Source organism: Bosea sp. ANAM02, assembly GCF_011764485.1.
In the GTDB taxonomy this organism is placed as follows: Bacteria; Pseudomonadota; Alphaproteobacteria; order Rhizobiales; family Beijerinckiaceae; genus Allobosea.
This window is the reverse complement of sequence record NZ_AP022848.1, coordinates 792244-817956: the sequence shown is the minus strand read 5'-3', so window position 1 is coordinate 817956 and position 25713 is coordinate 792244. Positions and strand designations below refer to the sequence as shown.

General features: G+C 65.9%; 28 protein-coding genes, 1 tRNA gene and 1 pseudogene. 12 read left to right on the top strand and 18 right to left on the bottom strand.

The genetic code is table 11. The features are described from left to right. Positions 1–369: 369 nt before the first annotated feature. On the bottom strand, positions 370–507 hold the full coding sequence (locus tag OCUBac02_RS03940; RefSeq protein WP_173043538.1) for a hypothetical protein: 138 nt from the start codon (positions 505–507) through the stop codon (positions 370–372). A 104-nt stretch (positions 508–611) separates the two neighbouring features. Between OCUBac02_RS03940 and OCUBac02_RS03935 the strand changes: the two genes are divergently transcribed. Continuing rightward, positions 612–1298 carry an SOS response-associated peptidase gene (locus OCUBac02_RS03935; RefSeq protein WP_173043537.1) on the top strand — a complete coding sequence of 229 codons (687 nt, stop codon included), beginning with the start codon at positions 612–614 and terminating at the stop codon, positions 1296–1298. 42 nt (positions 1299–1340) lie between these two features. After that, complete coding sequence (locus OCUBac02_RS03930; protein WP_173043536.1) at positions 1341–1562, top strand: hypothetical protein; 222 nt, start codon at positions 1341–1343, stop codon at positions 1560–1562. On the opposite strand, the gene OCUBac02_RS03925 is transcribed toward OCUBac02_RS03930, so the two are convergent. From OCUBac02_RS03925 to OCUBac02_RS03910, 4 genes are read right to left on the bottom strand one after another with little or no spacing between them, the layout of a single operon-like run. Continuing rightward, positions 1559–1807, bottom strand: a complete 249-nt coding sequence (locus OCUBac02_RS03925) for a DUF7696 family protein (protein ID WP_173043535.1) — start codon at positions 1805–1807, stop codon at positions 1559–1561. The two genes, OCUBac02_RS03930 and OCUBac02_RS03925, sit on opposite strands and share 4 nt — an antisense overlap. A gap of 41 nt (positions 1808–1848) precedes the next feature. After that, on the bottom strand, positions 1849–2037 hold the full coding sequence (locus OCUBac02_RS03920; protein WP_173043534.1) for a hypothetical protein: 189 nt from the start codon (positions 2035–2037) through the stop codon (positions 1849–1851). Beyond that, positions 2034–2234 (bottom strand): DUF3606 domain-containing protein, encoded by a 201-nt coding sequence (locus tag OCUBac02_RS03915; RefSeq protein WP_173043533.1) that lies wholly within the window; start codon positions 2232–2234, stop codon positions 2034–2036. Before OCUBac02_RS03915 ends, OCUBac02_RS03920 begins: the two co-directional genes overlap by 4 nt. Positions 2235–2284: 50 nt before the next feature. Next, positions 2285–2596, bottom strand: coding sequence for a phosphopantetheine-binding protein (locus tag OCUBac02_RS03910; RefSeq protein ID WP_173043532.1), 312 nt, complete (start codon positions 2594–2596; stop codon positions 2285–2287). A gap of 144 nt (positions 2597–2740) precedes the next feature. On the opposite strand from OCUBac02_RS03910, the gene OCUBac02_RS03905 reads away from it, so the two are divergent. Both OCUBac02_RS03905 and OCUBac02_RS03900 read left to right on the top strand, forming a co-directional pair. Then, positions 2741–3040, top strand: a complete 300-nt coding sequence (locus tag OCUBac02_RS03905) for a PepSY domain-containing protein (protein WP_173043531.1) — start codon at positions 2741–2743, stop codon at positions 3038–3040. A gap of 36 nt (positions 3041–3076) precedes the next feature. Next, positions 3077–3610, top strand: a complete 534-nt coding sequence (locus tag OCUBac02_RS03900; RefSeq protein WP_173043530.1) for a general stress protein — start codon at positions 3077–3079, stop codon at positions 3608–3610. A 67-nt stretch (positions 3611–3677) separates the two neighbouring features. On the opposite strand, the gene OCUBac02_RS03895 is transcribed toward OCUBac02_RS03900, so the two are convergent. From OCUBac02_RS03895 to OCUBac02_RS03875, 5 genes are all read right to left on the bottom strand, one after another. After that, positions 3678–3830, bottom strand: a complete 153-nt coding sequence (locus OCUBac02_RS03895) for a hypothetical protein (RefSeq protein ID WP_173043529.1) — start codon at positions 3828–3830, stop codon at positions 3678–3680. Positions 3831–3855: 25 nt separating this feature from the next. Continuing rightward, positions 3856–4170: a hypothetical protein gene (locus OCUBac02_RS03890; protein WP_173043528.1), complete on the bottom strand. Its 315-nt coding sequence runs from the start codon at positions 4168–4170 to the stop codon at positions 3856–3858. A gap of 4 nt (positions 4171–4174) precedes the next feature. Continuing rightward, the gene (locus OCUBac02_RS27440; protein ID WP_280528842.1) at positions 4175–4300 is read right to left on the bottom strand and encodes a hypothetical protein; all 126 of its coding nucleotides are present in this window, start codon (positions 4298–4300) and stop codon (positions 4175–4177) included. Positions 4301–4375: 75 nt separating this feature from the next. Continuing rightward, positions 4376–4621 carry a hypothetical protein gene (locus OCUBac02_RS03880; RefSeq protein ID WP_173043526.1) on the bottom strand — a complete coding sequence of 82 codons (246 nt, stop codon included), beginning with the start codon at positions 4619–4621 and terminating at the stop codon, positions 4376–4378. A gap of 63 nt (positions 4622–4684) precedes the next feature. After that, positions 4685–5035 (bottom strand): hypothetical protein, encoded by a 351-nt coding sequence (locus OCUBac02_RS03875; RefSeq protein ID WP_173043525.1) that lies wholly within the window; start codon positions 5033–5035, stop codon positions 4685–4687. A gap of 492 nt (positions 5036–5527) precedes the next feature. Between OCUBac02_RS03875 and ligD the strand changes: the two genes are divergently transcribed. After that, positions 5528–6559 carry a non-homologous end-joining DNA ligase gene (ligD, locus tag OCUBac02_RS03870; RefSeq protein WP_173043524.1) on the top strand — a complete coding sequence of 344 codons (1032 nt, stop codon included), beginning with the start codon at positions 5528–5530 and terminating at the stop codon, positions 6557–6559. A gap of 135 nt (positions 6560–6694) precedes the next feature. Here the strand turns inward: ligD and OCUBac02_RS03865 are convergent. Beyond that, a tRNA-Arg gene (locus OCUBac02_RS03865) sits at positions 6695–6771 on the bottom strand. A 34-nt stretch (positions 6772–6805) separates the two neighbouring features. Between OCUBac02_RS03865 and OCUBac02_RS03860 the strand changes: the two genes are divergently transcribed. From OCUBac02_RS03860 to OCUBac02_RS03850, 3 genes are all read left to right on the top strand, one after another. Then, a complete protein-coding gene (locus tag OCUBac02_RS03860) occupies positions 6806–7573 on the top strand; it encodes a hypothetical protein (RefSeq protein WP_173043523.1) in 768 nt (255 codons plus the stop codon). A 4-nt stretch (positions 7574–7577) separates the two neighbouring features. After that, positions 7578–9062 carry a M48 family metalloprotease gene (locus OCUBac02_RS03855; protein WP_173043522.1) on the top strand — a complete coding sequence of 495 codons (1485 nt, stop codon included), beginning with the start codon at positions 7578–7580 and terminating at the stop codon, positions 9060–9062. 249 nt (positions 9063–9311) lie between these two features. After that, the gene (locus OCUBac02_RS03850; protein WP_173043521.1) at positions 9312–10181 is read left to right on the top strand and encodes a dienelactone hydrolase family protein; all 870 of its coding nucleotides are present in this window, start codon (positions 9312–9314) and stop codon (positions 10179–10181) included. A gap of 158 nt (positions 10182–10339) precedes the next feature. Here the strand turns inward: OCUBac02_RS03850 and OCUBac02_RS03845 are convergent, their stop codons facing one another. The 6 genes from OCUBac02_RS03845 to OCUBac02_RS03820 form a co-directional block, all read right to left on the bottom strand. Then, positions 10340–10936 carry a CarD family transcriptional regulator gene (locus OCUBac02_RS03845; RefSeq protein WP_047576271.1) on the bottom strand — a complete coding sequence of 199 codons (597 nt, stop codon included), beginning with the start codon at positions 10934–10936 and terminating at the stop codon, positions 10340–10342. A 378-nt stretch (positions 10937–11314) separates the two neighbouring features. Further along, entirely contained in the window at positions 11315–11650 is a 336-nt protein-coding gene (gene fdxA, locus OCUBac02_RS03840) for a ferredoxin FdxA (protein ID WP_047576269.1), read from the bottom strand. A gap of 168 nt (positions 11651–11818) precedes the next feature. After that, positions 11819–12127 carry an RNA-binding S4 domain-containing protein gene (locus OCUBac02_RS03835; RefSeq protein ID WP_173043520.1) on the bottom strand — a complete coding sequence of 103 codons (309 nt, stop codon included), beginning with the start codon at positions 12125–12127 and terminating at the stop codon, positions 11819–11821. A gap of 21 nt (positions 12128–12148) precedes the next feature. Beyond that, positions 12149–15469, bottom strand: a complete 3321-nt coding sequence (locus tag OCUBac02_RS03830; protein ID WP_244639087.1) for a helicase-related protein — start codon at positions 15467–15469, stop codon at positions 12149–12151. A 306-nt stretch (positions 15470–15775) separates the two neighbouring features. Beyond that, a complete protein-coding gene (locus OCUBac02_RS03825; RefSeq protein ID WP_173049320.1) occupies positions 15776–16195 on the bottom strand; it encodes a MerR family transcriptional regulator in 420 nt (139 codons plus the stop codon). Between the two features lie 219 nt (positions 16196–16414). Then, positions 16415–17389, bottom strand: coding sequence for a KpsF/GutQ family sugar-phosphate isomerase (locus OCUBac02_RS03820; protein WP_173043518.1), 975 nt, complete (start codon positions 17387–17389; stop codon positions 16415–16417). A 150-nt stretch (positions 17390–17539) separates the two neighbouring features. Between OCUBac02_RS03820 and OCUBac02_RS03815 the strand changes: the two genes are divergently transcribed. After that, complete coding sequence (locus OCUBac02_RS03815; RefSeq protein WP_173043517.1) at positions 17540–19072, top strand: outer membrane beta-barrel protein; 1533 nt, start codon at positions 17540–17542, stop codon at positions 19070–19072. Positions 19073–19171: 99 nt separating this feature from the next. On the opposite strand, the gene OCUBac02_RS03810 is transcribed toward OCUBac02_RS03815, so the two are convergent. Then, positions 19172–21013, bottom strand: a complete 1842-nt coding sequence (locus OCUBac02_RS03810) for a M3 family oligoendopeptidase (RefSeq protein ID WP_173043516.1) — start codon at positions 21011–21013, stop codon at positions 19172–19174. Between the two features lie 203 nt (positions 21014–21216). On the opposite strand from OCUBac02_RS03810, the gene OCUBac02_RS03805 reads away from it, so the two are divergent. The 3 genes and pseudogenes from OCUBac02_RS03805 (at position 21217) to OCUBac02_RS03795 (ending at position 25682) form a co-directional block, all read left to right on the top strand. Next, positions 21217–22713, top strand: coding sequence for a sigma-54-dependent transcriptional regulator (locus OCUBac02_RS03805; RefSeq protein ID WP_047582116.1), 1497 nt, complete (start codon positions 21217–21219; stop codon positions 22711–22713). 105 nt (positions 22714–22818) lie between these two features. Continuing rightward, positions 22819–24735: a L,D-transpeptidase family protein gene (locus OCUBac02_RS03800; RefSeq protein WP_173043515.1), complete on the top strand. Its 1917-nt coding sequence runs from the start codon at positions 22819–22821 to the stop codon at positions 24733–24735. Positions 24736–24912: 177 nt separating this feature from the next. After that, a pseudogene (locus OCUBac02_RS03795) lies at positions 24913–25682 on the top strand (IS5 family transposase). Positions 25683–25713: the final 31 nt, after the last annotated feature.

The window sequence follows — 25713 nt, the reverse complement described above, 5'->3', positions numbered from 1 at the left end:
AGACCTGATGGATGCAAGGCGAGCGGCGAAAGACGCCAAAGCCGGCAAGGGCGATATGCGCGAAGCTAGAGCCGCCGTCGATGCTGCCAAGGTTGCGCTCGGGGAGCGCGGTCCAGTCTGGTGGGACGATGGTGCGCCCGACTACAACCGTCATATGGCGAAGAACACACCGTACGCTGAATGGGCATCGCATCTTGGACAGTTGCGCGGAGCGAATTCGTCTTAAATGAGCCACCATAGGCCGTAGCCAAGGAATCCCAGCCAAACGGCCTGAAGTACGGTGATGGAGCCGCCTAGCAAGGCAGCAACCGCGCTGTAGGGCAGGCGAAAGGCTTTGGCCTTGCTGAATATTTGCATGAGCACGGAATGCTACTTCATCACGGCAAATAAGGCGCATCCTGTGATTGCGGCGGGCAGCATGACGAGGACTCCCAGCGCCGCGCGCCAGAGCATTTTGCTCCCGCTCGACTGCGTATCGTCATAACCAATGGCGTCGTCGCTTAGCATTATCGCGTTCTCCGCCCCCCGGCGCGTTCTTAGCTTGCGGGCCGCGGGATCGAAATCAGATGATTAATCGTTGGTAAACGTTGGCAGCGGAAGGAGGCTCGGCCATGTGCGGGCGATTCAGCCAGGCCTATAGCTGGAATGAGATTGTAGCCTTCAGCCAGCCGCTGACAGTGCCGGCAGCCACGCCGAACCTGCGGGCGCGCTACAACATCGCCCCCACAACCGAAGTCGATATCATCGTGAAGACCGAGGCCGGCCGCGAGCTGAAGAAAGCTCGATGGGGCCTAATTCCCGGCTGGCACAAGGGCCGGCTCAAGGATTTCAAGCTCGCGACCTTCAACGCCCGCGTCGAGACGGTCGACACAAGCGGCACGTTCAAGCACGCCTATCGAAGCTGTCGCTGCATCATCCCGGCCAGCGGGTTCTTCGAATGGACGGGCGAAAAGAAAGACCGCGTGCCGCACTTTTTCTCGGCCGCAGATGGCGACTTGCTGGCCTTCGCTGGGCTGTGGGAGAACTGGCGCAATCCCGAGACGGGCGAAGACATCACCACCTGCACGATGATTGTCCGCGAGGCGAACGCCTGGACAGCGCAGTATCACGACCGCATGCCCTGCATGCTGCTGCGCCAGGATTTCGAGGCGTGGCTGGACGGCTCAGGCGGTATGGAGCTTCTAAAGCAACCACCCCGCGAGCTGCGCGAATGGATCGTGTCCAAGCGCGTGAACAAGGCCGGCGAAGGCGACGACGATCCGTCGACCATCGAGCCGTTCAAGGATGATCTGTTCTAGACGCGGTTGGCCTCGCGCGGCTACGAGCGCATAACACCGGCCATGCCGCTGTCATCTCTTACCGATCCGGTCGACCTAGCCCGCGCACAGGGCGCGTTGGAAATTGCATGGTCGAAGCTGGAGCCTGAAGTGCCTGAGTACGACCGGGACGACGCTCGCACTCGCCTGGCCTACATTGTCGCCAGCTACGCCATTGTCGCGGTCGATGAGGCTGATCTAGTGCGCCGCGCACTTGAACGTTTCAAGAGCAAGCCAGCGCTCTAGGACTTCGGCCGCATAAGGCTGGCGTACCGATCAATCTCGGCCCGCATGCGCGCAACCGCCGGCTCTCCGCGCTTCGCCTTCATGCCCCTAAGCGGCTCATCCAGCACTTCGTTGCGCTGCGCCAGTGTCATGTTCGCGAGCATCCGCACCTCGCATTCGTGCTTCCATTCGTCGGACCACGTCGACACTTCCCGGCCGGCGAGAACGGAAAAGACGTGCGGAGGGTTTTCGGGCGGGTACGGCATGACGGGCGCTCTGCCAGATTCGCAAAAGGCGGGAAAGCCGCTCAGTCGGCGCTGTCGTTTGGCGCCGCGCCGCGCAGTTGATCAATCTCCTGTTGATCCGTCTGGCGGTCCCACTTTTTCACTAGGCGCTCAACGATGCGGGGGCCTGGTTTCGTGAGACGGATGCGCGCGGAGCCATCTTCAATGACCCACTCGTCACCATCGCGCCGAATGTCGATTGCAGCGCTCATTCTTTGCCCCTGCTAAGCGTAGCCCGGCGAAGGTCTGCTTCAACAGCTTCAGCCGAAGACCCGACCTCGCGAACAGCTTCCTCAAGCTGCGCTTTGGATACGCCAAATTTGTCGGTCCAATAGCGCACCTCATAATCTTCGCTGAGGTTGATGCGCGAACGGTCCTGAGGGCCGCGTTTAGTCTTGTCGTCTGCCATGGTAGCCTCCTTCGCGGCGATACAATCGCCCGAAAGGCTCCAGGTTCCGACTAGCGTCCCTCGCCAGAGGCTGCACGCTGAATGCGGCGTCCCATGAGCTCAACAAGTTCGCGGACAGTCTTGCAGCGCTGCATGGCCTCGTCTGGCATCATGTCGCAATCATACTCGCGCTCGATCGCATTACCGATCAGCGTGAGGTCGTCGATCGTGAAGCCAATATCGTCGACCGTAGCGTGAGGCTCTAAAAGCTCGGGTTTGACGAGCCCCTCAGCGGCAATGATTTCGAGCAACCGGCTGACCAGTTCGGCCCCCGCGGGATCAAGGTCGCCGGATCCGATCTTGTCATCGTGCTCTGGTTTCATCGTAGCTCCGAGGGGTGAGATTCAGACAACGAGTGCAGCATTGGAAGCGTTCCGAGGTTGGTTCACGTCGGAACAGAATCGCATTCTTCAAAGTTCGACACCCACTTCGCGGCTCACGCCGCACCTATGCAGGAGTGTCAGACAATGAAAAAAACGGTTCTCGTCTCGCTGATTGCAGCTTCGATGTCCTTCGGTGCGCTCGCCCAGACGAGCACGACCTCGCCGATGCCGGCTCCCAAAGCTGACGCTGACAAGAACGCACCGCTCCCCGGCGCCAACAGCTTCACCGAAGGCCAGGCCAAGAGCCGGCTGGAAGCGAATGGCTATTCGAGCGTCAGCGCCCTGAAGAAGGACGACAACGGCGTCTGGAAAGGCAAGGCCACGCACTCGGGCAAGCAGGTCAACGTCTCCGTGGACTACCGCGGCAACATCACCCGCAACTGATCCGTGCCGCTGGAACCCCGAAAATTGGAGAACGAAATGACCCGCACTATCACCCGTTCCTACGATAGCTACACAACCGCCCGCTCCGTCGTCGAACAGCTTGAAGCGGCCGGCGTGTCTAGCAGTGACATCAGCGTTGTAGGCCGCGACGGCGTCACTGGCGAAACCAACGCTGCAGAAGGCGCCGGCATCGGAGCGGGCGTCGGCGGCGCCGCCGGTCTCCTGGCTGGCATCGGCATGCTCGCCATTCCGGGCATCGGTCCGGTCGTCGCCGCAGGCTGGCTCGCCTCGACCGCCGCGGGTGCCGTCGCTGGTGCTGCCGCCGGTGGATTGGTCGGCTCATTCGTGAAGGAGGGCCACGACGAGGACGAGGCCCACTACTATGCCGAGACCGTCCGCCGCGGCGGATCGGTGGTCTCTGTCCGCACGGCTCCCGAGCACGAGGCCGCCGTCCAGGCTATTCTTGATGGCGCTACCCCGATCGACCGCGCGACCCGCGAGGCCGATTACCGCGCAAGCGGTTGGTCGCGCTTTGATGAAAACGCCGGCCCTTATCGCCCCGTCGCGTGAGGAATAATCAGTGGCCTCGGGAAACCGAGGCCACTTCGCCATGGAATCGCAAAGAATGTGCGCCGGGTTAAAGCCGGTGCTTCGTCCGCCATATCTCGACATCGAGAACAAGCTGGATCAGCGCGCGCTCCTCGGGCGTATTTTCAGGGGCGCCGGTTAGTTGCTCGGTGCGCTCCAGCGCGGCCTCATACTCGGCCTGAGATTTGATTCTCGCTTCCATGGCCATCGAATCCGACCGAGGGCGATTAGTTCCCCGAGGCCCACGCGGCACGCTGCTGCGCCAGGGCGTTCTCTAAGCGCTCTTCGCTCCACTGCGCTCGATATTGCGGCCACAGCTCTTTGAAGCGCTCTTTCGCTTCCTCAAAGCTTTGGACATAGCCATGGAAGTCAGCGCGTCGCGGGAGATTGCCCGGCCCGACGAAGAACAGCCATCGACCCTGTGAGGTCGCAACCTCCCTGTAGATCCTGCCGATGATGTTGGCCTGCTGGTCGAGCACGAGATAGTCGTTCTCGTCTTCTCCCGGCCATGTCAGCCGCAGCCGGAATGCGCTTTCGTCCAACCGATCAGGCCTTATCGCTAGGCGGCTTGGCGGCCTTCATGAGTCTGCGAAGCTGCTCGAACAGCACGGGGCCGGTAAGCTGCTGCTGCGCATAACCCTCTGCCGCGAGGGTGCGCTGAAGCTCTTTCATGCTGGCGCATTTTCCAGAGCGCGCCAGTTCAAACGCTCGCTCTAATGTCGTCTTCATGCCGGGAGATGGAGCACATCAATCGTCGCACCGCGTTAGCATTTGACGGGTCGGCTCGATCAGGAAATAGCACTCGTCCTCGTAATGGACTGGCGTGCCGTCTTCCAACGTGTACGAGGTCAGGTTGGTGCTTGGCCAATCGCGCCAGACGATAACCGTGTAGCGATTGCCGTCTTCATCCCTGCATCGCTCACGATACAGCTCGCGCTTCACCGCGCTATGGCGACGTGGCGGCAGCTCGGCCGGCTTTCTCAGGGCAACCATGGGAACACCTCCCGCAACGCACTAACGGCGATTCAACAGCGCGAGAGATGAACTGGTTCCTTTCTATGCGGCGGTCGGTTCAGCGGTTTGATCGGTTGCCGCGCCAGCATTGGCGGGCTGGTTGATCCCTTCGCCGCGAGCCCGCTCTTCCACGTATTTCAAACGGCTGGCAGCCGTATTCTGTAGCCCGCGATCTGCCAGCCAATTCAAGAACTCGTCGGGCCTGACGGTTATGATCTGAAGCGCCCTGCCGCGCGCGAGCCATTCCGTCATCACAGTGCGGGCCGAGGCATGCCAAACCTCGTAATCGCTTGGCATATCGTCTCGATCGTGGGCGAGTTGCCACATGCGCTGAAAATCAGCGCGCTCGTACCGCGGCAGCACTGCCGTGTACGTCTCAACTGTCGGTTTCACTTGCGGGGCCGATCGTTCGCGTGCGACGCCAGAACTGAGGATGCTAACCGCCCAAGTCGGGGGTAGTCGGCTTGCGATCCATTCAGCGCCGTGCCGCCAATAAGTCAATCCGCCGCTTACTCATTTACTGCCGGTTGAGCCCGTCCGGGCGCGCAGATGAGATTCCGCCTCGCTGCTCAGGATGACCTTGCTGCCATTCCGGCGGGAAAGGCGTTGGGCCGCCTCGATCGTCTCGTTGATAAGGGGCGACCGGCCATAGTGCTCTCTGGTCGCGTCTCGTACGGCCCAATCAGGCCCGACGCGACAGACGGTAAGCGTTTGAGACATGTCGCGTTTCCTTCACGATGACGGCGGAGAACCGGCCGCCCTGCCTTTAGTTCCGGCTAATCAAAAACAAGTTCACACGGCACTGCGCCGGACGCCTGATGATCGAGCGGAACGATTCGAGTGTGCGCCCGTTGGCGACTCGTTTCGTTGCGTGGGTTGTGTCCAATGTGTGCGCGTCGGGTTCTCAGAGCCGGGCTGGGCGTCGATACCGTCAAAGGGCCGGCGCGCCGAAAGCGGCTTGAGCGGGATCTACTATCCGACCCGATGCCCGAACGGGTTGAGCCCTGCCTGGCGCAGCTCCAGGGCAAGCCGCCCGTTGGCGATGATTGGTCCTTCGAAGTGAAATGGGACGGCTATCGGCTCGCTGTCCATATTGAGCGGAGCCGGGTTCGCATCATCACACGAGGCGGACATGACTGGACGGCGCGCTTTCCGACCATCGCCTATGATGCTCGCGAACTTGGCCTGGATACCGCCATTCTCGACGGCGAAGCGGTCGTGCTCGATGAGCGCGGCGCATCCGACTTCGGGGCGCTCCAGCGTGCGCTAGGTGGCCGAGGCGGGAAGCGCTTCGCATCGGAAGCGCGGCTCTACGCGTTCGATCTGCTCTATCTCAATGGCCACGATCTGCGCTCCCTACCGCAAGCCGATCGGCGGGACATGCTGGCCGATGCCCTCTCTGCCCAGCCACATGGCTCGATCAGCATGAGCGAGGACATCGACGCGGACGGCGGCGCCTTCCTGAAGCTCGCGTGCGAAATGGGCCTAGAGGGCATTATCGCGAAGCGTCGCTCTGCTCCCTATCGATCCGGCCGGGGCGGCGAATGGCTCAAGATCAAGTGCGTGCAATCCGAGGGCTTCGCCATCATCGGCTATGAGCCATCCCGAGCTGCGCTTGGCGGCATCGGTCGGCTGCTGCTTGGCGCGATGAAGGATGGTGCGCTGGTCTATGTTGGCGGCGTCGGAACCGGCTTCACGGCATCGAGTGGCGCCGCGCTGCGCAAGCAAATGAGCAAGCTCGTCACCGACAAGCCATCCGCGACCGGGACAGGACGCCGCGAGGATGCGGTCTGGATCAAGCCTGAGCTTGTGGCGGAGGTCGCGTTTCGCGCCTGGACCGATGATGGCAAGCTGCGGCACGCTTCCTTCAAAGGGCTGCGCGAAGGCGAGGATGCAGCCGACGTGTTAGAGCTGTGAGATTGGTGCGACAAATTCGCTTGTCAGCCTGTTGCAGCCTTAACCGATTTGCGCACGCTGTTGGGGTAAATATTGGGGTAGCGCTCGGCGAAAATCTAAAAAGACCTCTGATTGCAATATCTTAGGATTTTGAAATGGCGTCCCGGAAGGGATTCGAACCCCTGACCTACGGTTTAGGAAACCGTTGCTCTATCCTGCTGAGCTACCGGGACGCACGAAACTCCGTGTAGCATAATCGGGATGCGGGTGAAGTCCCTTCTTGCCATCGTCATGTTCGCCGCCCTGTCGATCGCGCCGGCGAGGGCCGCGCCCGGCTGCGCGCCGGACGATGCCGCGACGATCGTGCAGTTGACCGGGCTCGACCCGGCCGGGGACCCGCTTCTGCAGGACGGACGCAGGCTGCGGCTGATCGGCCTCGCTCCGCGCCAGGGCCCTGAGGAAACGTCGCGCTTCGATGCCGGCCTGCGCGGTTTCACCGGACGCCCGCTGGGCTTGTCCCTCCTCGGCGAGCCCGATCGCTGGGGGCGCCTGCCCGCACGGCTCTCGGTGCCCCCGGCATCATCGGGCGAATCGGCGCAGGATCTCGCTCAGATGCTGTTGCGGCAGGGCGCAGCGCTGCCCATGCCCGAACCCGGCTCGTCTCCCTGCGAGACGCCGCAGAAGGCATCCGTTCAGAAATCGGTAACATCTCGGCCGCAAGTTTCGCCGCTGGTGGCGGTCGACGGCCATGATCTCGCCGCGGTAAAGGCGCAGGAGGGGCGTTACGTCATGCTGGAAGGCCGGATCGCCTCGGTCGGCGAGCGCTCCCAGCGAACCTATCTGAACTTTTCCCGCCGCCCGAAGGAGGCTGCCTCGATCGTTCTGTCGCGCAGTCTCTGGCGTGAACTCAAGAGCGCCGGCTGGACCGCGAGCCATCTCGGCGGTAAACGGCTGCGCGCCTATGGCGTCCTGTCCGGGCGCGACGGCCTTCTTTTGGAGGTCGCTTCGCGGGCCGCGCTGGAACTGATCGACTGAGGACATGCAGCAGACCGGTCGAGCATCGCTTTCGCGACTTTCGAAGCGGCTGGCAGCTATCGCGCTGCCCGGCTTCCTGCTCGTCGGCTGCCTTGGCGACCAAAGCCCGATCCTGTCGGCGAGCAACAGCTCCGACGGCGAGATCGCGCCGCGCATCAGCACGATCCAGCGCGCCTCCGACCAGGAGCACCAGCGTCTGCTCGCGGCCTTCGGCGGCGAATACCGTGCGCCGCGCGCCCGTGCCGCCCTCGACGAGGTCGTCCAGCGCCTCGCCAAGGCAGGCGAAGGCCAGATCGGCCATTACGACATCACCATCCTGAATTCGCCGGTGGTGAACGCCTTCGCCCTGCCCAATGGCCGGCTCTATGTCACGCGCGGCCTGTTGGCGCTCGCCAACGACACCTCCGAGATCGCCTCGGTGCTGGCCCATGAGATCGCCCATGTCACGGCGCAGCACGCCGTCGAGCGGGCGGAGAAGGAAGCGGAATCGGCGCTGGTCAGCCAAGTGGTCTCGCAGGTCCTGAAGGATCAGACGCGCAGCGAGGCGGTGCGCGCCGGCTCCAGGCTCTCGCTCGCCAGGTTCTCGCGCCAGCAGGAATTGACGGCCGACCAGATCAGCGTCCGTAATATCTCGCGGGCTGGCTACGACCCCTATGGCGCCGGTCGCTTCCTCGCCACGCTCGGCCGCAACACCGCCTTCCGCAGCAGCGGCCAGAACCAGAGCGCCGACGACAAGCGGCTCGACATCCTCTCCAGCCATCCGCAGACGCCGGAGCGCATCGCCGCCGTCACCGCCGCCGCCCGGCAGATCGGCGCGCCCGGCATCGGCGAGCGCGACGCCAATCGCTGGCTGAATGCGATCGAGGGCCTGGCCTATGGCGACGACCCGCGCGACGGCGTGGTCCGCGGCCGGCGCTATCTCAACAGCGCACTGCGCATCGGCTTCAGCGCGCCGGACGGTTTCAGCCTGGAATCCGCGCAGGACATGGTCATCGGCGTCAGCGCCAACGGCGCCCAGGCCTTGCGCTTCGATTCCGTGACGCTGAAGAGCGGCCAGACGCTGGAATCCTATGTCGCCGCCGGCTGGATCGAGGGCGTCGAGACCACCGGCATCGAGAAGACCGAGATCGCCGGCCAGCCCGCCGTCCGCGCCCATGGCCGCGGAACCGACTGGACCTTTAGGCTCGCCGCCGTGCAGATCGGCGAGCGGGTCTACCGCTTCATCCTGGCGGCACGCGGCGGCAGCGACCCGGAGCGGCAGATGCGCGCCATCGCCGACAGCTTCCGGGTGATGACGCCGGCCGAGGCCCAGGCCGTCCGCCCGATGCAGATCCGGCTGGTCGCGGCCGAAGCGGGCGACACCATCGCCAGCATGGCCGAGCGCATGCCCGAGCAGGACCGGCCTGGCGAGCTCTTCCAGCTCCTTAACGGGCTCGACCGCAATGCCGCGCTGACGCCCGGCCAGCGCTACAAGGTCGTCGCCGAGTAGCGCCCGACCATCGGCCGCAGAAAAGGACGCGGATCATCCCGGGCGACAGCAAGGAGGCAGGAATCCATTCCTGAACCTCACCGATCAGCGCTCCGGAATGGATCCCGGATCTCCGCTTCGCTCCGTCCGGGATGACAGCGTGTTTGAAGTGAAAGGCCATCACAAGGCCGCGAGTCCCTCGCACGCCTCTCCTGCATTGCCCGCGCCCGGCGCTATGATCGCGAAAAGCCATGATCAGGGGAGGCAAGGATGGCGCTCGATCGCCGGATCGTCGAACTCTACGACGAATACACGCATAAGCCGCTCGACCGCCGCGTCTTCATGAACCGGCTTCTCGCCATCGCCGGCACCACGGCTGCGGCGGAAGCGGCGCTTGCCCTGCTCGAGCCCAACTACGCGCATGCGCAGCAGGTGGCGCCGGACGATGCCCGCATCACCACGAGCCGGTTTCAGCAGACCGTCGATGGGGTGACGCTGAAAGGTTATCTCGTCACGCCCAAGGCCGAGGCGAAGCGCGGCGGGGTCCTCGTCATCCACGAGAACCGCGGCCTCAACCCCCATATCGAGGACATCACCCGCCGCATGGCGCTGGAGGGCTTCACCGCGCTCGGGCTCGATTTCCTGACTCCCCTCGGCGGCACGCCCAGCGACCCCGACGCCGCCCGCGCGCTCTTCCCGCAGCTTTCGGTCGAGACGGTCGTCGCCCAGGGCCGCGCCGCGCTCAAATACCTGGCCGCGCGCCCGGATGCGACCGGCAGGACCGGCGCGGTCGGCTTCTGCTGGGGCGGCGGCGCGGTCAACGACCTCGCCGTCTCGGTGCCCGAGCTTTCGGCTGGGGTGGTCTTCTATGGCCGCTCGCCGGAACTCGCCAAGGTGCCGCAGATCAAGGCTCGCCTGCTGATACAGCAGGCCTCGCGTGACGCTCGCCTCGTCCAGATGCTGCCGGATTACGAGAAGGCGCTGAAGGCGGCCGGTATCCAATACGAAGCGATCGTCTACCCGGATGTCGATCACGCTTTCATGAACGATACCAGCACCGAGCGCTACAACGCCGCCGCCGCCAGGCAGGCCTGGGCAAGGACGGTCGCGTTCCTGAAGGCGGGAACGGGAACGGCTTGAGGCAATAATGGCGTCATTCTCGAGCTTGACCCGAGACTCTTTCGGCAGGAGATGCTCGGGTCCAGCCCGAGCATGACGGCCTCATGGCGAGGTTCCACCCAACAAAAAACCCGGCGGTCGCCCGCCGGGTTCTTCGCATTTGACGAGGGAGAAACCGTTCAGGCGGCCTCTTCCGCGATATCGTCGTTGTCGCCTTCCAGATCGGCCTCGGCTTCCGCCTCCGCTTTGCCCGCGCGACGCGGCGACTTGGCGAGCTGCGCCTCGATCTTCTTGAGTGCCTCGGTCTCGGTGATGTCGTCGACGACCGCGATCTCGCGGGTCATGCGGTCGAGCGCGGCCTCATAGAGCTGGCGCTCGGAATAGGACTGCTCCGGCTGGGCCTCGGACCGGTAGAGATCGCGCACGACCTCGGCGATGGCGACGAGATCGCCCGAATTGATCTTCGCTTCGTATTCCTGCGCGCGGCGCGACCACATGGTGCGCTTGATGCGGGCGCGGCCGGTGAGCGTGGTCAGCGCCTTGGCGACGGCATCGCCATCGGCGAGCTTGCGCAGGCCGACGCTCGCCGCCTTCGCGGTCGGGACACGCAACGTCATCTTGTCCTTGGCAAAGCTGACGACGAACAGTTCCAGCTTGAAACCCGCGACTTCCTGCTCTTCGATCGCCGTGATCTGACCGACGCCATGGGACGGATAGACGACGTACTCGCCCGTCTTGAAACCCTGGCGCACAACAGCTTTCTTCGCAGTGGACATGCCGTTACGACTCCTGACCGGCCCGCTCGACGCGAGCACGTGATGATCTGGTCCCCGGCCGGCCGGCAGGAGACTTTCCGCCTGATGCGACGCTGTGAAAACGCACCGCCTCACGCTCCCTAGTCGACTGTTTCATTGAGCCCCGACGAGAAAGACGATCGAAGCCCCGGCGCCGAAGCCGGCTCTTGCATCGTGTTTGATCTCTGGGGGCGCCCCGATTGCTGGAATCTCGCAGGGGCATGCGGAACGACTTCGACTGGGACTAGCTTGTAGCACAAAAAACACGCCGAATCAAAGGTAAACGCCGGGCCGCGCTCCCCTGCGTCAGCATGGCGAGGTCGTAGTTAACGCAGCGCAGCCGGCCATGACCGGCTTGATTCAATCGCCTTCGCCGGGTTCCGGCGAGAGCATCTCGAGCTTGCCGGGCACCCCGTCGAAATCCTTGGCGTCGGCCGGCGGATCCTTCTTCTGGGTGATGTTGGGCCAGCTCGCCGCGAACTTGCCGTTGAGCTGCAGCCAGCTTTCGAGGCCGGGCTCGGTATCGGGCTTGATCGCCTCGGCCGGGCATTCCGGCTCGCAGACGCCGCAATCGATGCATTCGTCGGGATGGATGACGAGCATGTTCTCGCCTTCATAGAAGCAGTCGACCGGGCAAACCTCGACGCAGTCCATGTACTTGCACTTGATGCAGTTCTCGGTGACCACATAGGTCATGGGCCGGCCCTTCCAACGCTTCTAAACAGCCTCATAAACCCTCGCGCGGCGCAGGTTTCAAGGTCGTTTTCGTGATCCTTTGCAGAACGATCCGTCATTGCAGCGGCGCTGCGGGGAAGATTTCCCTCCCCGGCCCGATTTCAGCGCTGCCGCAGGCAGCCCGCGGAATTAATCCTCGTCCGCGGCCTCGGCAAGCGACGCATCGCCGCTGCCGCCGTCGAGGCGCTCATAGAGCTGCTGGGCGACCGTAAAGGAGCCGCGCCGCTCGGCGAAGGCCAGGACCCTGACCACGACCGTCGCATGCGGCAGGGCGAGCGTCAGGACCGTGCCGACCCGGATGCCCTGCGCCGGGTTGTCGCAGCGGCGCCCCTCGATGCGGACATGGCCGTCCTCCACCAGGCGCACGGCGGCCGGGCGGTTGCGGGCGAAACGCGCGAACCAGAGCCATTTGTCGAGACGCTGACGATCGTCCTGCAAGCCGCCTGCGCCTCCTTGGCTTCAGTTCTTGCTGCCTTCGAGCTGGGCCTTGAGGGCTGCGAGCTTGGCGAACGGCGAATCCGGATCCGGCTCGCGATTGGCCGGGCGCGGACGCGGCTGCTGCTGGAAGCGCTCGGCCCCGCCCCGCTCCTCGCGGCGCGGGCCGCCGGGACGGCCGTCGCGCTTGAAATCGGGACGCGGGCCGCGATTGCCCTCCGGACGATCCTGCCGCTGCGGCCGGTCATCGCGGCGCGGGCGGTCGTCCTGACGCGGGCGCGCATCCTGGCGCTGGGCCGGAGCGCCCTCGCCTGCGGCAGCGGCCGGGCGGTTGTCGGGCCGTCCGTCGCGACGCGGGCCACCGGGACGGCCGTCACGTTGCGGCCGGTCGCCGCCACGGCGCTCGCCACCTTCACGACGCTCCCCCCCTTCGCGGCGGCCCCGCGGATTGCCATGCTCCGGCCGGCGCCCGCCCTGATGGCGATGCGGCCGCCAGACCTCGATCAGTTCGGGCTCGGCCGGCGCGGCCTCGACGGCGGGAGCCTCATCGGCAGCGGCCTCAGCCGAGACGGCCTCCTCGGCGGCGACAGCCGGAAGCGCGACCATCGCATCGGCCGGCACCGGCTCGCGCGCCGCGTCCAGCTCCGTCTCGGTCAGGATCGGCGTATCCGCCGTTTCGACGGCCGGGGCTTCAACGACGACAGTCTCGCCCTCGGCCAGACCATCCGCGTTCAGCGCCGTCACGGGTTCGCTCGGGCCTTCGGCCCCGCCTGTAGTCTCGACAGCTTCGCTCTCGGCCGAGGCGGCCTCCGCCTCAGCAGCCACGACTGGCTGCGCCGGTTCGGTCGCGGCCGGGGGCGGCGCCAGCGGCACGGTGATCGCCGGTCCCGGACGCTTGAGCGAGACATAGCCGAGCGAGCGCAGGATCGAGGCGAAATCCTCGCCCGCGCAGCCGACGAGCGAGGTCATCGCGCCGGTGGCGACGAAGCCGTCCTGATCGGCGGCGCCGGCTGGCGGCGTACCTTGCGTGACGCCGGGACGATAGGCGATCGCCGGGCGGATCAGGTCTGCGAGCCGTTCGAGGATATCGACGCGCACGGCCCGCTCGCCGCAGACGCGGTAGCCGGCTGCGCGGTACAGCCCCTTCGGCACGGCCTTGTCGACCGGGAAGGAGGTCCGGCCGGACGCCGCGAGATGGGCGATGTCGTCGAGCCCGGCCGTCTCCGGTCCGCCATGCTTCAGCGCCCAGAGCTGGGCGGCGAGCGCGCGCGGCGCCGGCTTCAGCAGCGCGGGCATATAGATGTGGAAGGCACCGAAGCGGATGCCGAGCTGGCGCAGCGCCGCGCGGCCTTCCTGATCCAGCGCCTTCATCTCCTCCCCGACCTTGGAGCGTTCGAGCACGCCCAGAGCCTCGGCCGCCTGATAGGCGATGCCGCGGGCGATGCCGGCGACGTTCTCGGCCGCTTCGAGGATCTGAACGGCGCCGAGGAGCCTGGTGATGTGATTCTTCAGCCAGAGATTGAGCCTAGCCTCGACCTGCTCGCGCGCGGGGCCGCCGAGATGCTCCTCGACCAGCAGGCGCAGGCGCGGCTCCAGAACCTTCTCGCCGGCGGTCAGACGCGCCACCGGCTCGCCGGTCCAGCGCACCAGCCCGTCATGCGACAGCACGAAGGCATCGTCGCCAGCGAGCACGACGCGCGCCGCCCGGGCCTCGATCTCGGAGCCGAGCGCCTTCATCGCCGCCAGGTTCAGGGCCTTGACCTCCGAGCCTCCGGCCTTCGGGTCCGCCGTGAAGCGGAAGCCCTGCAGCATCCCCACATGCTGGCCCTCGACGAGCACGTCGCCCGTCGCGGTGACCTCAGCCTCCAACATCGCATTCTCCCGCAAGCGGCGCATCAACACGCTGGTGCGCCGATCGACAAATCTGTGGGTCAGCCGCTCGTGCAGAGCGTCCGACAGCTTGTCCTCTACAAGACGAGCCATGCCCTGCCAATGCTCTGGATCAGGCAACCAGTCGGGACGGTTCGCGACATAGGTCCAGGTCCGGACCTGCGCGATCCGCGCCGAGAGCGTGTCGATCTCGCCATCGGTGCGGTCGAGCGCGGCGAGTTGCGCCGCATACCAGTCGGCATCGAGCCGCTTATGGCGCATCAGCCTGAGATAGAGCGTGGTCGCGAGATCGGCATGCTGCATCGGCGATATCTTGCGATAATCCGGCAGACCGCAGACCTCCCAGAGCCGTTCGACCGCCACCCGCCCCTGCGCCAGCTTCGCGATGTCCGGGTCCCGCGCCAGCACTTCCAGCGTCGTCATGTCCTCGGCGATCAGCGCCCGCGTCAGGCCCTGCTCCGAGGGCTGGAGGTTCAGCGTATCGAGAAGACCGTCGATAGATCGGAGGTCGAGATCGGAATTGCGCCACTGCATCTGGCGGATCGGCTCGAAGCGGTGATTCTCGATCGCCTCGACCAGTTCCGCATCGAAGGGCGGGCAGCGTCCGCTCGTGCCGAAGGTGCCGTCGCGCAGGTGGCGCCCGGCTCGGCCCGCGATCTGGCCGAACTCGGCCGGGTTGAGCTTGCGGTAATGATGCCCGTCGAACTTCTTGTCCGCCGCGAAGGCGATGTGGTTGACGTCGAGATTGAGCCCCATGCCGATCGCGTCGGTGGCGACGAGGTAGTCGACATCGCCGGACTGGTAAATCTCGACCTGGGCGTTGCGCGTCCGCGGCGAGAGCGCGCCGAGCACCACGGCCGCCCCGCCCTTCTGCCGGCGGATCAGCTCGGCGATCGCGTAGACCTCCTCGACCGAGAAGGCGACGATGGCCGAGCGCGGCGCCAGGCGTGTGATCTTGCGGTCGCCGGCGAAGGTGAGCTGCGACAGGCGCGGACGCGTCACGACATTGACGCCCGGCATGAGCTGCTCGATCAGCGGACGCATCGTCGCGGCGCCGATCAGCATGGTCTCGGCCCGGCCGCGCCGGTTCAGCAACCGGTCGGTGAAGACATGGCCGCGGTCGAGATCGGAGGCGAGCTGGATTTCGTCGATCGCCACGAAATCGACCGCGAGATCGCGCGGCATCGCCTCGACCGTACAGACCCAGAAACGCGGCCGCTCCGGCTTGATCTTCTCCTCGCCGGTGACGAGGGCGACGGCTTGCGCACCGACCTTGTCGACGACGCGCTGATAGACCTCGCGCGCGAGCAGGCGCAGCGGCAGGCCGATCATCCCTGTGGGGTGGGCGACCATGCGCTCGATGGCGAGATGGGTCTTGCCGGTATTGGTCGGGCCCAGCACGGCCGTGACGCTATTGGCGCGGGCGGCGGGCGGCAGCGAACGGAAAGGAAGCAAGGCGAAGGAGCCAATCTTCTCGCCCGCCCATGCGGGCGGGAGCGTGGACGGGGTCGATGCAGGTCCTAGACGCCGACCATGCAAGAACGAGTCTGGAACGAAGCGGGGCCGAATCGCTGACTCCGGCAGAATCGGGTTTTGTTCCCTTTTCGGAATCCGTCCCCTGGCGGCATGGGCCATCTCGTCATCGCGCCCTCCCGGATTGGCGTGGCATGGCGGCGCTCGGCGCCGCCCGGCAGGACCCTATTTAAGCCTTTTCGCCCCGGAGACGAGAGGCAAGGCAGATTTCCGGCCTGTGACCCTGCTTCAATGATGGGCGTGGCTGCATTGTCCGTGATCGGCGAGCGCCTCGATGATCGCGCAGTCGCACGCCGCGACGCCGCCCGAACAGGTCGTCGCGATCCGCTCCAGCTCTTTTTCCAGCGAGCGCAATTTCGCGATCTTGTCGCGGACCTCGTCGAGATGGGCCACCGAAATCGCATGCGCCTCGTCGCAGGCCATGCCGGGCGTGTCGGAGAGCTTGAGCAGTGTGCGGATGTTCTCGACCGCGAAGCCGAGATCGCGCGCATGCTTGATGAAGGCGAGCCGCTCGGCATGGCGCCGGCCATAGCGGCGCTGGTTGCCCTCGGAACGCTCCGGCGGCGGCAGAAGTCCGACCTGTTCGTAATAGCGGATGGTCTCGACCTTGACCCCGGTGCGATCAGCCAGCGCACCGATCGGCATCACGCGTTCGAGTTTGGCGGTTGCGGTCATGGGGGCACCTTTAAAGCTATAGTCTCTACAGCTTTAGATAGATCCCGACAGCGATATGGCAAGAGCGACCGCCCCGCCTCACCGTCATTCTCGGGCGAAGCGAAGCGCAGACCCGAGAATCTCGGGCCGGGCCAAACTTCTTGCCTCGACGTCACGAGATGCTCGGGTCAAGCCCGAGCATGACGCGCGAAGTTACGCCACGCCCATCGCCAAGAGGTCGTGAACATGCACCAGCCCGGCCGGACGATCGTCGCCGTCGACGACGATGAGCGCCGTGATCCGGCTACGGTTGACCAGTTCCAGTGCCTCGACCGCCAGGGTATCAAGGCCGACACGGCGCGGGTTCGCCGACATGATGTCGCGCGCCCTGAGCGAGATGCCGCCGGCCATCGCCGTCTTGCGGCGCAGGTCGCCATCGGTGACGACGCCGGCGAGCTTGCCGTCCAGGTCCATGACCACGGCGCAGCCGAAACCCTTCTCCGAAATCATCGCGATCACGTCCGGCAGCAGCGTGTCGAGCCCGATCAGCGGCAGTTCGGCGCCGCGATGCATGATGCTCTCGACCGTCTTGAGCTGAGCACCGAGCTTGCCGCCGGGGTGGTAGACGAAGAAATCCTGCCGCGAGAAGCCGCGCGCCTCCAGCAGCGCCACGGCCAGGGCATCGCCAAGCGCCATCTGCATCGTCGTCGAGGTCGTCGGCGCGAGTCCGTTCGGGCAGGCTTCCGTCGCCTTGGGCAGGACGAGCGCGATATCGGCCTCCTTGCCCAGCGTGCTCTCGGCATTGGCGGTGATCGCGATCAGCCCGACGCGGAAACGGCGGGTGTAGCCGACAAGCGCCGCAAGCTCGACCGCTTCGCCCGACCAGGACAGCGCGATCACGACGTCCTCGGGCTGCACCATGCCGAGATCGCCATGGCTCGCTTCGGCCGGATGGACGAAATGCGCGGGCGTGCCGGTCGAGGCCAGCGTCGCCGTGAGCTTGCGCCCGACATGGCCGGACTTGCCCATGCCGGAGACGATCACGCGGCCGCTCGATCCACGGATCATGGCGATGGCCTCGGCGAAAGGCCCGCCCAGCCCGTTCGCCAGCGCGTCATGGAGGGCATCGAGCCCGGCACGTTCCGTGGCGATGGTGCGGAGGGCGGAGTCGCGGATATCGGCTGTCATGGCCGGCGCTGTAGCACGGCCGCACCAGCCATTTCCACTATCTGCCGACGGGCGCGGGCAGCGTTGACGGCTCCTTAACCCTGTTCGTTCTAACTCCATTAACCATGCGCGCCATCCGCGCGCCCCGCCCTCTGGAGCCCTGCGACGCCCGTGTCCGGCCGCAAGACGACCCTGCTTCTCTCCGGCACGGCCCTGGCCGCGCTGGTGCTCGCCTGCGCAGCGGCGCAGGCCCAGCAGATGCCGCCCGGCAATCTCAGGACCGGCACGCCGACTTATGTCGCCCAGCAGCCTGCAGCGCCGCAGCCCGCCCTCACGCCGGCGACCGCGGAGCCGGAAGCCGTGCGCGATCCCGCGGGCATGATCCAGCGTCAAGACTCGGCCGTCTCGGGACGGCAGCCGCCACGCGCCAGCCAGCCGATCCAGGCGCCGGCGCTCCGCGGCGTCACCCAGCGCCAGTTCCGGCCGCCGCAGCCCGCCGTCACGGTGCTGCCGCCGGCCCCGCCACCGGCTCCGCCGCCCCGGCGCCGCCCGGCGAGCGAGGAAGACCCTTACGCCGCGCTCGGTATCCGGATCGGCTCCATCACCTTGCGCCCCGCGATCACCAACTCGATCGGCTACGACACCAACCCGCAGCGCACATCGGCGCCTGGAGCGAAGGGTTCGGCCTATAGCCGGCACGAGGGCGAACTCGCGATCCAGTCCGACTGGAACGTCCATGAGCTGAAGGGCCAGTTGCGCGGCGGCTATCTCGAATTCTTCCGCGCCAAGGACGCCTCGCGCCCCGATGCCGAGGGCAATCTCGACCTGCGGCTCGATGCGACGCGCGACACCCGCATCCTCCTGGAATCGCGGCTGAGGCTCGACACGCAGCGACCGGGCTCGCCCGACCTGACTGCCAACGTGACCGGCCGCCCACAGATCTACCAGTACGGCGCCTCCGCCGGCGTCACCCACGACATCAACCGGCTGCAATTGACGCTACGTGGCTCGGTCGACCGCAGCGACTACGAGGATGCCCGCCTGTCGAACGGCGCGATGCTCTCGCAGAAGGACCGCAACCAGACGCAATATGGCCTGCGCCTGCGCGCCGCCTATGAGGTCACGCCCGGCTTCAAGCCCTTCGTCCAGGCCGAGATCGACCAGCGCGATTTCGACGAGAAGACCGATTCCAGCGGCTACATGCGCTCGTCGAACGGCGTCTCCGGGCGCGTCGGCTCGACCTTCGAGATCAGCCGCCAGCTCACCGGCGAGGTCTCCGGCGGCTACCAGGACCGCAAATACGACGATACACGCCTGAAGAACCTCCGCGGCTTCGTCGGCGATGCCGCGATCCTTTGGACACCGACGCCGCTGACCACGGTGACGCTGCGCGGCGCCGCCGAGCTCGGCGACACCACCATCGCCGGCTCCTCGGGCACGACCGTGCGGCGCGCCACGCTGGAAGTGGCGCATGCGCTCCGCCGCAATCTCACCGTCACCGGCTTCACCAATTTCAGCCGGACCGAATATGACGGCCAGGGCCTGCGCGAGGACTACACCAATGTCGGCGCGCGACTCGAATACAAGCTGACGCGCACCTTCGCCGTGCGCGCGAGCTTCACCCATGAGCGCCTGAACTCGACGGCGCAGGGCTCGGACTATACCGCGAATGTTTCGCTGGTAGGCCTGAGGGTGCAGTTCTAGCTTAAGCCGTCATGCTCGGGCTTGACCAGAGCATCTCATGACCAGAAGGCACTGGTTTCCGAGATGGCCGGGTCAAGCCCGGCCATGACGCCTTGGCCCTCATTCCATCCCTTCCAGCTCGATGATCATGCCCTCGATCATCCGCAGCCCGATCTGCCAGAAGCCTGGATCCTTCGCATCGAGGCCGAAAGGCGCCAGCAGCTCGCCATAAGGCTTGCTGCCGCCGGCCGAGAGCAGCGCGAAATAGCGCTCCTGGAAGCCCTCGGCGGCGTTCTGGTAGACGCCGTAGAGCGAGTTCACCAGACAATCCCCGAAGGCATAGGCGTAGACGTAGAAGGGCGAATGGATGAAGTGCGGGATGTAGCACCAATAGGGCTCGTATCCGCTCGACAACCGGATCGCCGGGCCGAGGCTTTCCTCCTGCACGCTCATCCAGATCTCGCAGAGCGCTTCCGGGGTCAGTTCGCCCTCGCGGCGGGCCTCATGGACCTTGCGCTCGAAGGTGTAGAAGGCGATCTGGCGCACGACCGTGTTGATCATGTCCTCGACCTTGGCCGCCAGCATCGCCTTGCGCTGCTTGGGATCTGAGGTCGAATCCAGCAGCTTGCGGAAGGTCAGCATCTCCCCGAAGACGCTCGCCGTCTCGGCCAGCGTCAGCGGCGTCGGCGCCATCAGGGCCCCGTTCGGCGCGGCCAGGACCTGATGCACGCCATGGCCGAGCTCATGCGCCAGCGTCATCACGTCGCGCGGCTTGCCCTGATAATTGAGCAGCACGTAGGGGTGCGCGGACGGCACCGTGGGATGGGCGAAGGCGCCCGGCGCCTTGCCGGGGCGCGGCGGCGCGTCGATCCAGCGCTCGTCGAAGAAGCGCTTCGCGATCGCCGCCATCTCCGGCGAGAAGGCGCCATAGGCGGAGAGCACGGTCTCGCGCGCCTCGGTCCAGGGAATCGTGCGCTGCTCGACCTGCGGCAGCGGCGCGTTGCGGTCCCAGAAATCCAGCTCCTCGCGGCCGAACCACTTGGCCTTCAGCCGGTAATAGCGATGCGACAGGCGCGGATAGGCCTCGCGCACCGCGGCAACCAGCGCGTCGACCACTTCACGTTCGACCCGGTTGGCGAGATGGCGGGAATCCGCGACATCCTCGAATTTCCGCCAGCGATCGGAGATTTCCTTGTCCTTGGCGAGCGTGTTGGTGATCAGCGCGAAGATGCGGAGCTCCTTGCGGAACACCGTGCTCAGCGCCTCGGCCGCCTTGCGACGGACCTCGCCGTCGCTGTCCTGCAGCTTGTTGAGCGTGAGCTCCAGCGTCAGCTCCTCGCCGTCCACGGTGAAGCGCAGCGAGGCGATCGTCTCGTCGAAGAGGCGGTTCCAGGCGGCCGCGCCCGTCATCGACTTCTCGTGGAACAGCGCCTCGATCCGGTCGTCGAGCTGGTGCGGCTTGTCCTTGGCCAAATCCTCGAGCCAGGGTTTCCAGTGCGAGAGCGGCGCCTGGTTCGCGACCTTCGCCAGCAGCTCCGGCTCGATCCGGTTCAGCTCCAGCTCGAAGAACAGGAGTTCGGTGATCGCGGCGTTCAGCTTGTCCTGCGTATCGCCATAGAACTTGGCGCGTTGCGGATCGGTCGTGTCGCCGGAATAGACGAGGCCCGCATAGGCGCCGATCCGGCCGAGCAGGTCGCTCAGGCCCTCATAGCTCTTCACCGCGGCGGCCAGCGTCGCGCTGCCGTCGGGCGCGGCAGCCAGCTCCGCGAGCTTGCCGCGATAGCGGCCGGCCACCGCCTGCGCCTCGGCAAGGCCCCGCTCCAGATCGCCCTTGAACTCCGGCGATTCGATGCCGGGATAGAGATGGGTCAGGTCCCATTCCGGCAATTCGCCAGTGGTCTGGACCGATTTTGCCGCCCCCGCCTTCGCGGCGGAACGCAGGACGGTGTCATGAAAACCCATTCGCTCGATACCTCTGCGCACTGAAACGAGCCCCATCCTTAGGCCGGTAGGGGCCGGGCGATCAACGGTAGCGGCCGCCCCGCCGCCATCGGCTGCCGCTTAAACCCCGCTTAACCCTTCTGGCCGACCATGCCCCAGAACGGAACAGGTGATTCCGCCTGTAGCCAAGATTTCTTTCATGTTGCACGGGCTTTCGAGATGCCATGACCGACACCGTCCTCATCGTCGACGACGATCCCGTCCAGCGCCGCCTGCTCGACGCGATGCTCAAGCGCTTCGGCTACGATGTCGCGAGCGCGGACAATGGCGAGGCCGCGCTCTCCCTGCTCGGCCTGCCCGAGGGCGAGCGTTTCAGCGCGATCGTCCTCGACCTCAACATGCCCGGTCTCGACGGCATGGGCGTGCTGGCGGCGTTGCGCGAGCGCGGGATCGAGATCCCCGTCATCGTCCAGACCGCCAACGGCTCGATCGAGACCGTCGTCTCGGCGATGCGGGCCGGCGCCGTCGATTTCGTGGTGAAGCCCGTCGGCGCCGAGCGCCTGCAGGTCTCGCTGCGTAATGCGCTGAAGCTCGGCGCGCTCGAACATGAACTGCGCCATATCAAGCGCCGCGCCTCCAACACGCTGGGCTTCCGCGATCTCGCGACCAAGAGCCCGGACATGGCCCGCGTCGTCAGGCTGGCCGAGCGCGCCGCGAAATCGAACATCCCGATCCTGATCGAAGGCGAGTCCGGCGTCGGGAAGGAGGTTCTGGCACGCGCGATCCAGGGCTCCAGCGACCGCAAGGGCAAGCCCTTCGTCACCGTGAATTGCGGCGCCATCCCGCACAATCTCGTCGAATCCATCCTCTTCGGCCATGAGAAGGGCGCCTTCACCGGCGCGACCGAGCGCCATCTGGGCAAGTTCGTCGAGGCCAATGGCGGCACGCTCTTCCTCGACGAGGTCGGCGAATTGCCGCTCGATGCGCAGGTCAAATTGCTGCGCGCCATCCAGGAAGGCGAGGTCGATCCCGTCGGCGGCAAGAAGTCTGTGCGCGTCGATATCCGCCTGATCTCGGCCACCAACAAGAGCCTGCTCGACCAGGTCAAGCGCGGCGAATTCCGCGAGGACCTCTATTACCGCCTCAACGTCTTCCCGATCACGCTGCCGCCCTTGCGCCAGCGCCGCGAGGACATCGCCGATCTCGCGCGCGGCTTCCTCGCCCGTTTCGCCGCGGAAGAAGGCCGCAAGCTCACCGGGCTCACGGCCGAGGCGGCCGCCCTGATCACCGGCTATGACTGGCCGGGCAATGTCCGCCAGTTGGAGAACGCCGTTTTTCGCGCAGTCGTGCTGGCCGACGGCCCCGAGCTCGACACCACCGAATTCCCGCAGATCGCCGCGCAGATGGACGGTTATGAGGTCCGCATTCCGCCGGCCCCCGCCCCGCTCGCCCGCTCCGAGGCTCAAGGCGAGCCGCCCCCGCGCATCATCCAGATGCCGGTGCGCGATCCCAACGCGCTCGACCTCGTCGCCGGCTCCGACATGCGCAAGCTCGACGATCTCGAACGCGAGATCATCACCTTCGCGCTCGCGCATTACCGCGGGCACATGTCCGAGGTCTCGCGCAAGCTCGGCATCGGCCGCTCGACGCTCTACCGCAAGCTCAAGGATTACGGGCTGATCGAGAGCGAAACGAACGGCGATGAAACCGACGCGGCGTGATCTGCAACTAACCGAATGAGGCGGTCTGTTGCACCGCCGCATCTTGTCTCAACCAGCCGAGTCACGCAGGAATGGCGGGGTTCGGCAGCAATCGGGATAGCGACCATGCGTCCTCGCCAGTGGGCGAAACTGACCTCGGCATCCGCCCTGGCTATCATCCTGGGATGCCTCCCGCTCCGCGCCGAGACCCCTCTCGAAACCGATGCGACGCTCGGCATTCCGTTGCCCGAGCAGCCGGAGCTGAGCCTGTCCGATATCGCTCCGCCGGCTCCCGCCGCGCAGGCTGCGACCGCGCCGGCTCATTCCCCCGATGCCGAGATCGTCACCGGCACGGTCACGCCCGGCAGCCGCCCGCAGGACCCGACGAAGCAGGATGCCGCCGCCCCGCTCGACATCACCGAGGAAGCGGTCACGCTCGATATTCCCGCGATCGAGATGCCGGAGGCCGACCCCGCCCTGACGCCCGTCGTCAAATCGCCGGAACCGGTCCAGGCTGCCCCGCAGGCCGGGCCGCTGCGCACCGTCGAGCCGCTGGTGCCCCTGCCGGAAATCCCGAAGGTCGCCGTCGAATTGCCGCCGGGCTCGGAATTCTCTGCCGCCATCGCGGCCGCCCTGCCGGAGGCGCTGACGCTGCGCCGCCTCGGCGAGCGCGAACGCAACGAGATCGCCGCCGCCTATCAGGCCAATGAGAACCGCCCCTTCTGGATCGGCGCCAAGGGCTGGAACGAGGCCGGAAAAAGCATCGCGACGCAGCTTGGCCGCGCCGGCGAGGATGGCTTGCGCCCGAACGACTACGCCTTGCCCGTCTTCGAGGCGAGCGACAGGGCCAAGCTCGCCGAAGCCGATATCCGCCTCTCGGCCATCGCCGTGCTCTATGCCCGCGACGCCCGCGGCGGCCGCCTCAACCCGCGCCAGCTCTCGAAGCTGATCACGCCGACGCTCTACCTGCCTTCCGCGACCGAAGTTCTCTCGGAGCTTGCCGGCGCCACCGACGCCGGCACCGTTCTCGCCGCCTATAATCCGCCGCATGAGGGCTACCGCCGCCTGAAGGCCAAGCTCGCGGAGATGCGCGAGCATCTCGACGACACGCCGCTGGTGCGCATCCCCGCCGGCCCGCCGCTCAAGCTCGGCATGCGCGATGAGCGCGTCCCGCTGGTGCGCGCCCGCCTCGGCCTCGGGCCCAGCGAGGAGCCGGTCTTCGACCGCTCGACCGCGCTGGCCTTGACCGACTTCCAGAAGAAGGCCGGCCTGCCGGCCAACGGCATCCTGAGCGAGCGTACGCTCGCCGCGCTCGGCAAGCCGGCCAGCGCCCAGGGCGAAGAGGACATCATCGCTCAGATGGAGCGCTGGCGCTGGCTGCCGCCCGATCTCGGCACCGACCACATCATGGCCAATATCCCCGAGATGCGCGTGCGCGTCATCCGCTCCGGCAGGGTTGTTCACGAGACCCGCGCCATCATCGGCAAGCCGGAATCGGCAACGCCGATCTTCTCGCACAAGATGGACCATGTCATCGTCAACCCGTCCTGGTATGTGCCGCCCTCGATCCTGAGGAAGGAGTTCCTGCCGGGCCTCGCCGCCGATCCGGAATATGCCGCCAAGCGCGGCTATGTCGTGACCCGCACCAAGGGTGGCGGCATTTCGGTGCGCCAGCCGCCGGGCGAGCGCAACGCGCTCGGCTGGATCAAGTTCATGTTCCCGAATGAACACGCGGTCTATCTGCACGACACGCCGAATCGCCGCCTCTTCGCCCGCGACAGGCGCGCGCTCAGCCATGGCTGCGTCCGCGTCGAGAACCCTTTCGCGCTGGCCGATCAGGTGCTCGGCCCGGAATGGACGCATGAGCGGCTGAAGCGCCTGATCGGCTCGGGCGAGCGCCGCATCAACCTGCCGCAACCCCTGCCGATCCACCTCGTCTACAACACCATCGTCGTCGGCGAGGACGGCCGGATCACCCGCTTCGACGACGTCTACGGATTCCACAGGCTGGTCCGGCAGGCGCTGGAGCAGCAGGGCGGCTGAGCCCCCCTCGGGCTCCGTTTGAAAACACAGCCCTCATCCTGAGGAGCCGCGAAGCGGCGCCTCGAAGGATGCTTCGGTGGGCCTCCGAACCTTCTAGGGCCAATCGACATTCAGGATTCAAATCGTGATTGATGCGTGATTCATGGGTTTCCGGATTCGTTGATCTGGAGGCCGATGATGCCGAAGCCGAAGCGGTACGAGCTGAGCCGTGAACAATGGATGCGGGTTGAGGATCTGTTGCCCGGCAGGGCTGGCGATCCAGGCCGGTCCGGAGCGGATAATCTCACCTTCGTCAACGGCGTGTTGTGGGTCCTGCGATCCGGTGCGCATTGGCACGACCTGCCGGAGCGCTACGGCAAGTGGAAGAGCGTTCACAAGCGCTTCACGCGATGGGCGAAGGCCGGTGTGTGGGAGCGTGTCTTCGCTCATCTCATCGCCGATCCCGACAATGACTATGTCAGCCTCGACTCCAGTCTCGTGCGGGCTCACCAGCAGGCGGCCACCGGCAAGGGGGGCGGCCAAAAAGGGGGGAGCAGGCTCTGGGGCGTTCCAGAGGAGGACTGACGACCAAGATCCATATGGCCGTCGATGCGCTAGGCCGCCCGCTCAGGTTGATCCTCACGCCGGGGCAGCGCGGCGACGCACCACTCGCCCCAGCCCTCCTCGAAGGCCTTTCCCCGCGCCGGGTCCTGGCCGACAAAGCCTATGACTCGAACAGCCTGCGCTGCCTGATCGCCAGCATGGCGGCCGAAGCCGTCATCCCCTGCAATCCGACACGTAAGCAGTCCATCCCTTACGACTTCGAGGCCTACAAAGTTCGCAATACGATCGAGCGATGCTTCAATAAGCTCAAGCACTTCCGACGCATCGCAACCCGCTTCGACCGCAGGGCAGTCCACTTCCTCGCGTTCATTCAAATCGCCGCAGCTCTCTTATGGATGCGGTGAATGTCGATTCAGCCTAGAGCATCCTTCTAGA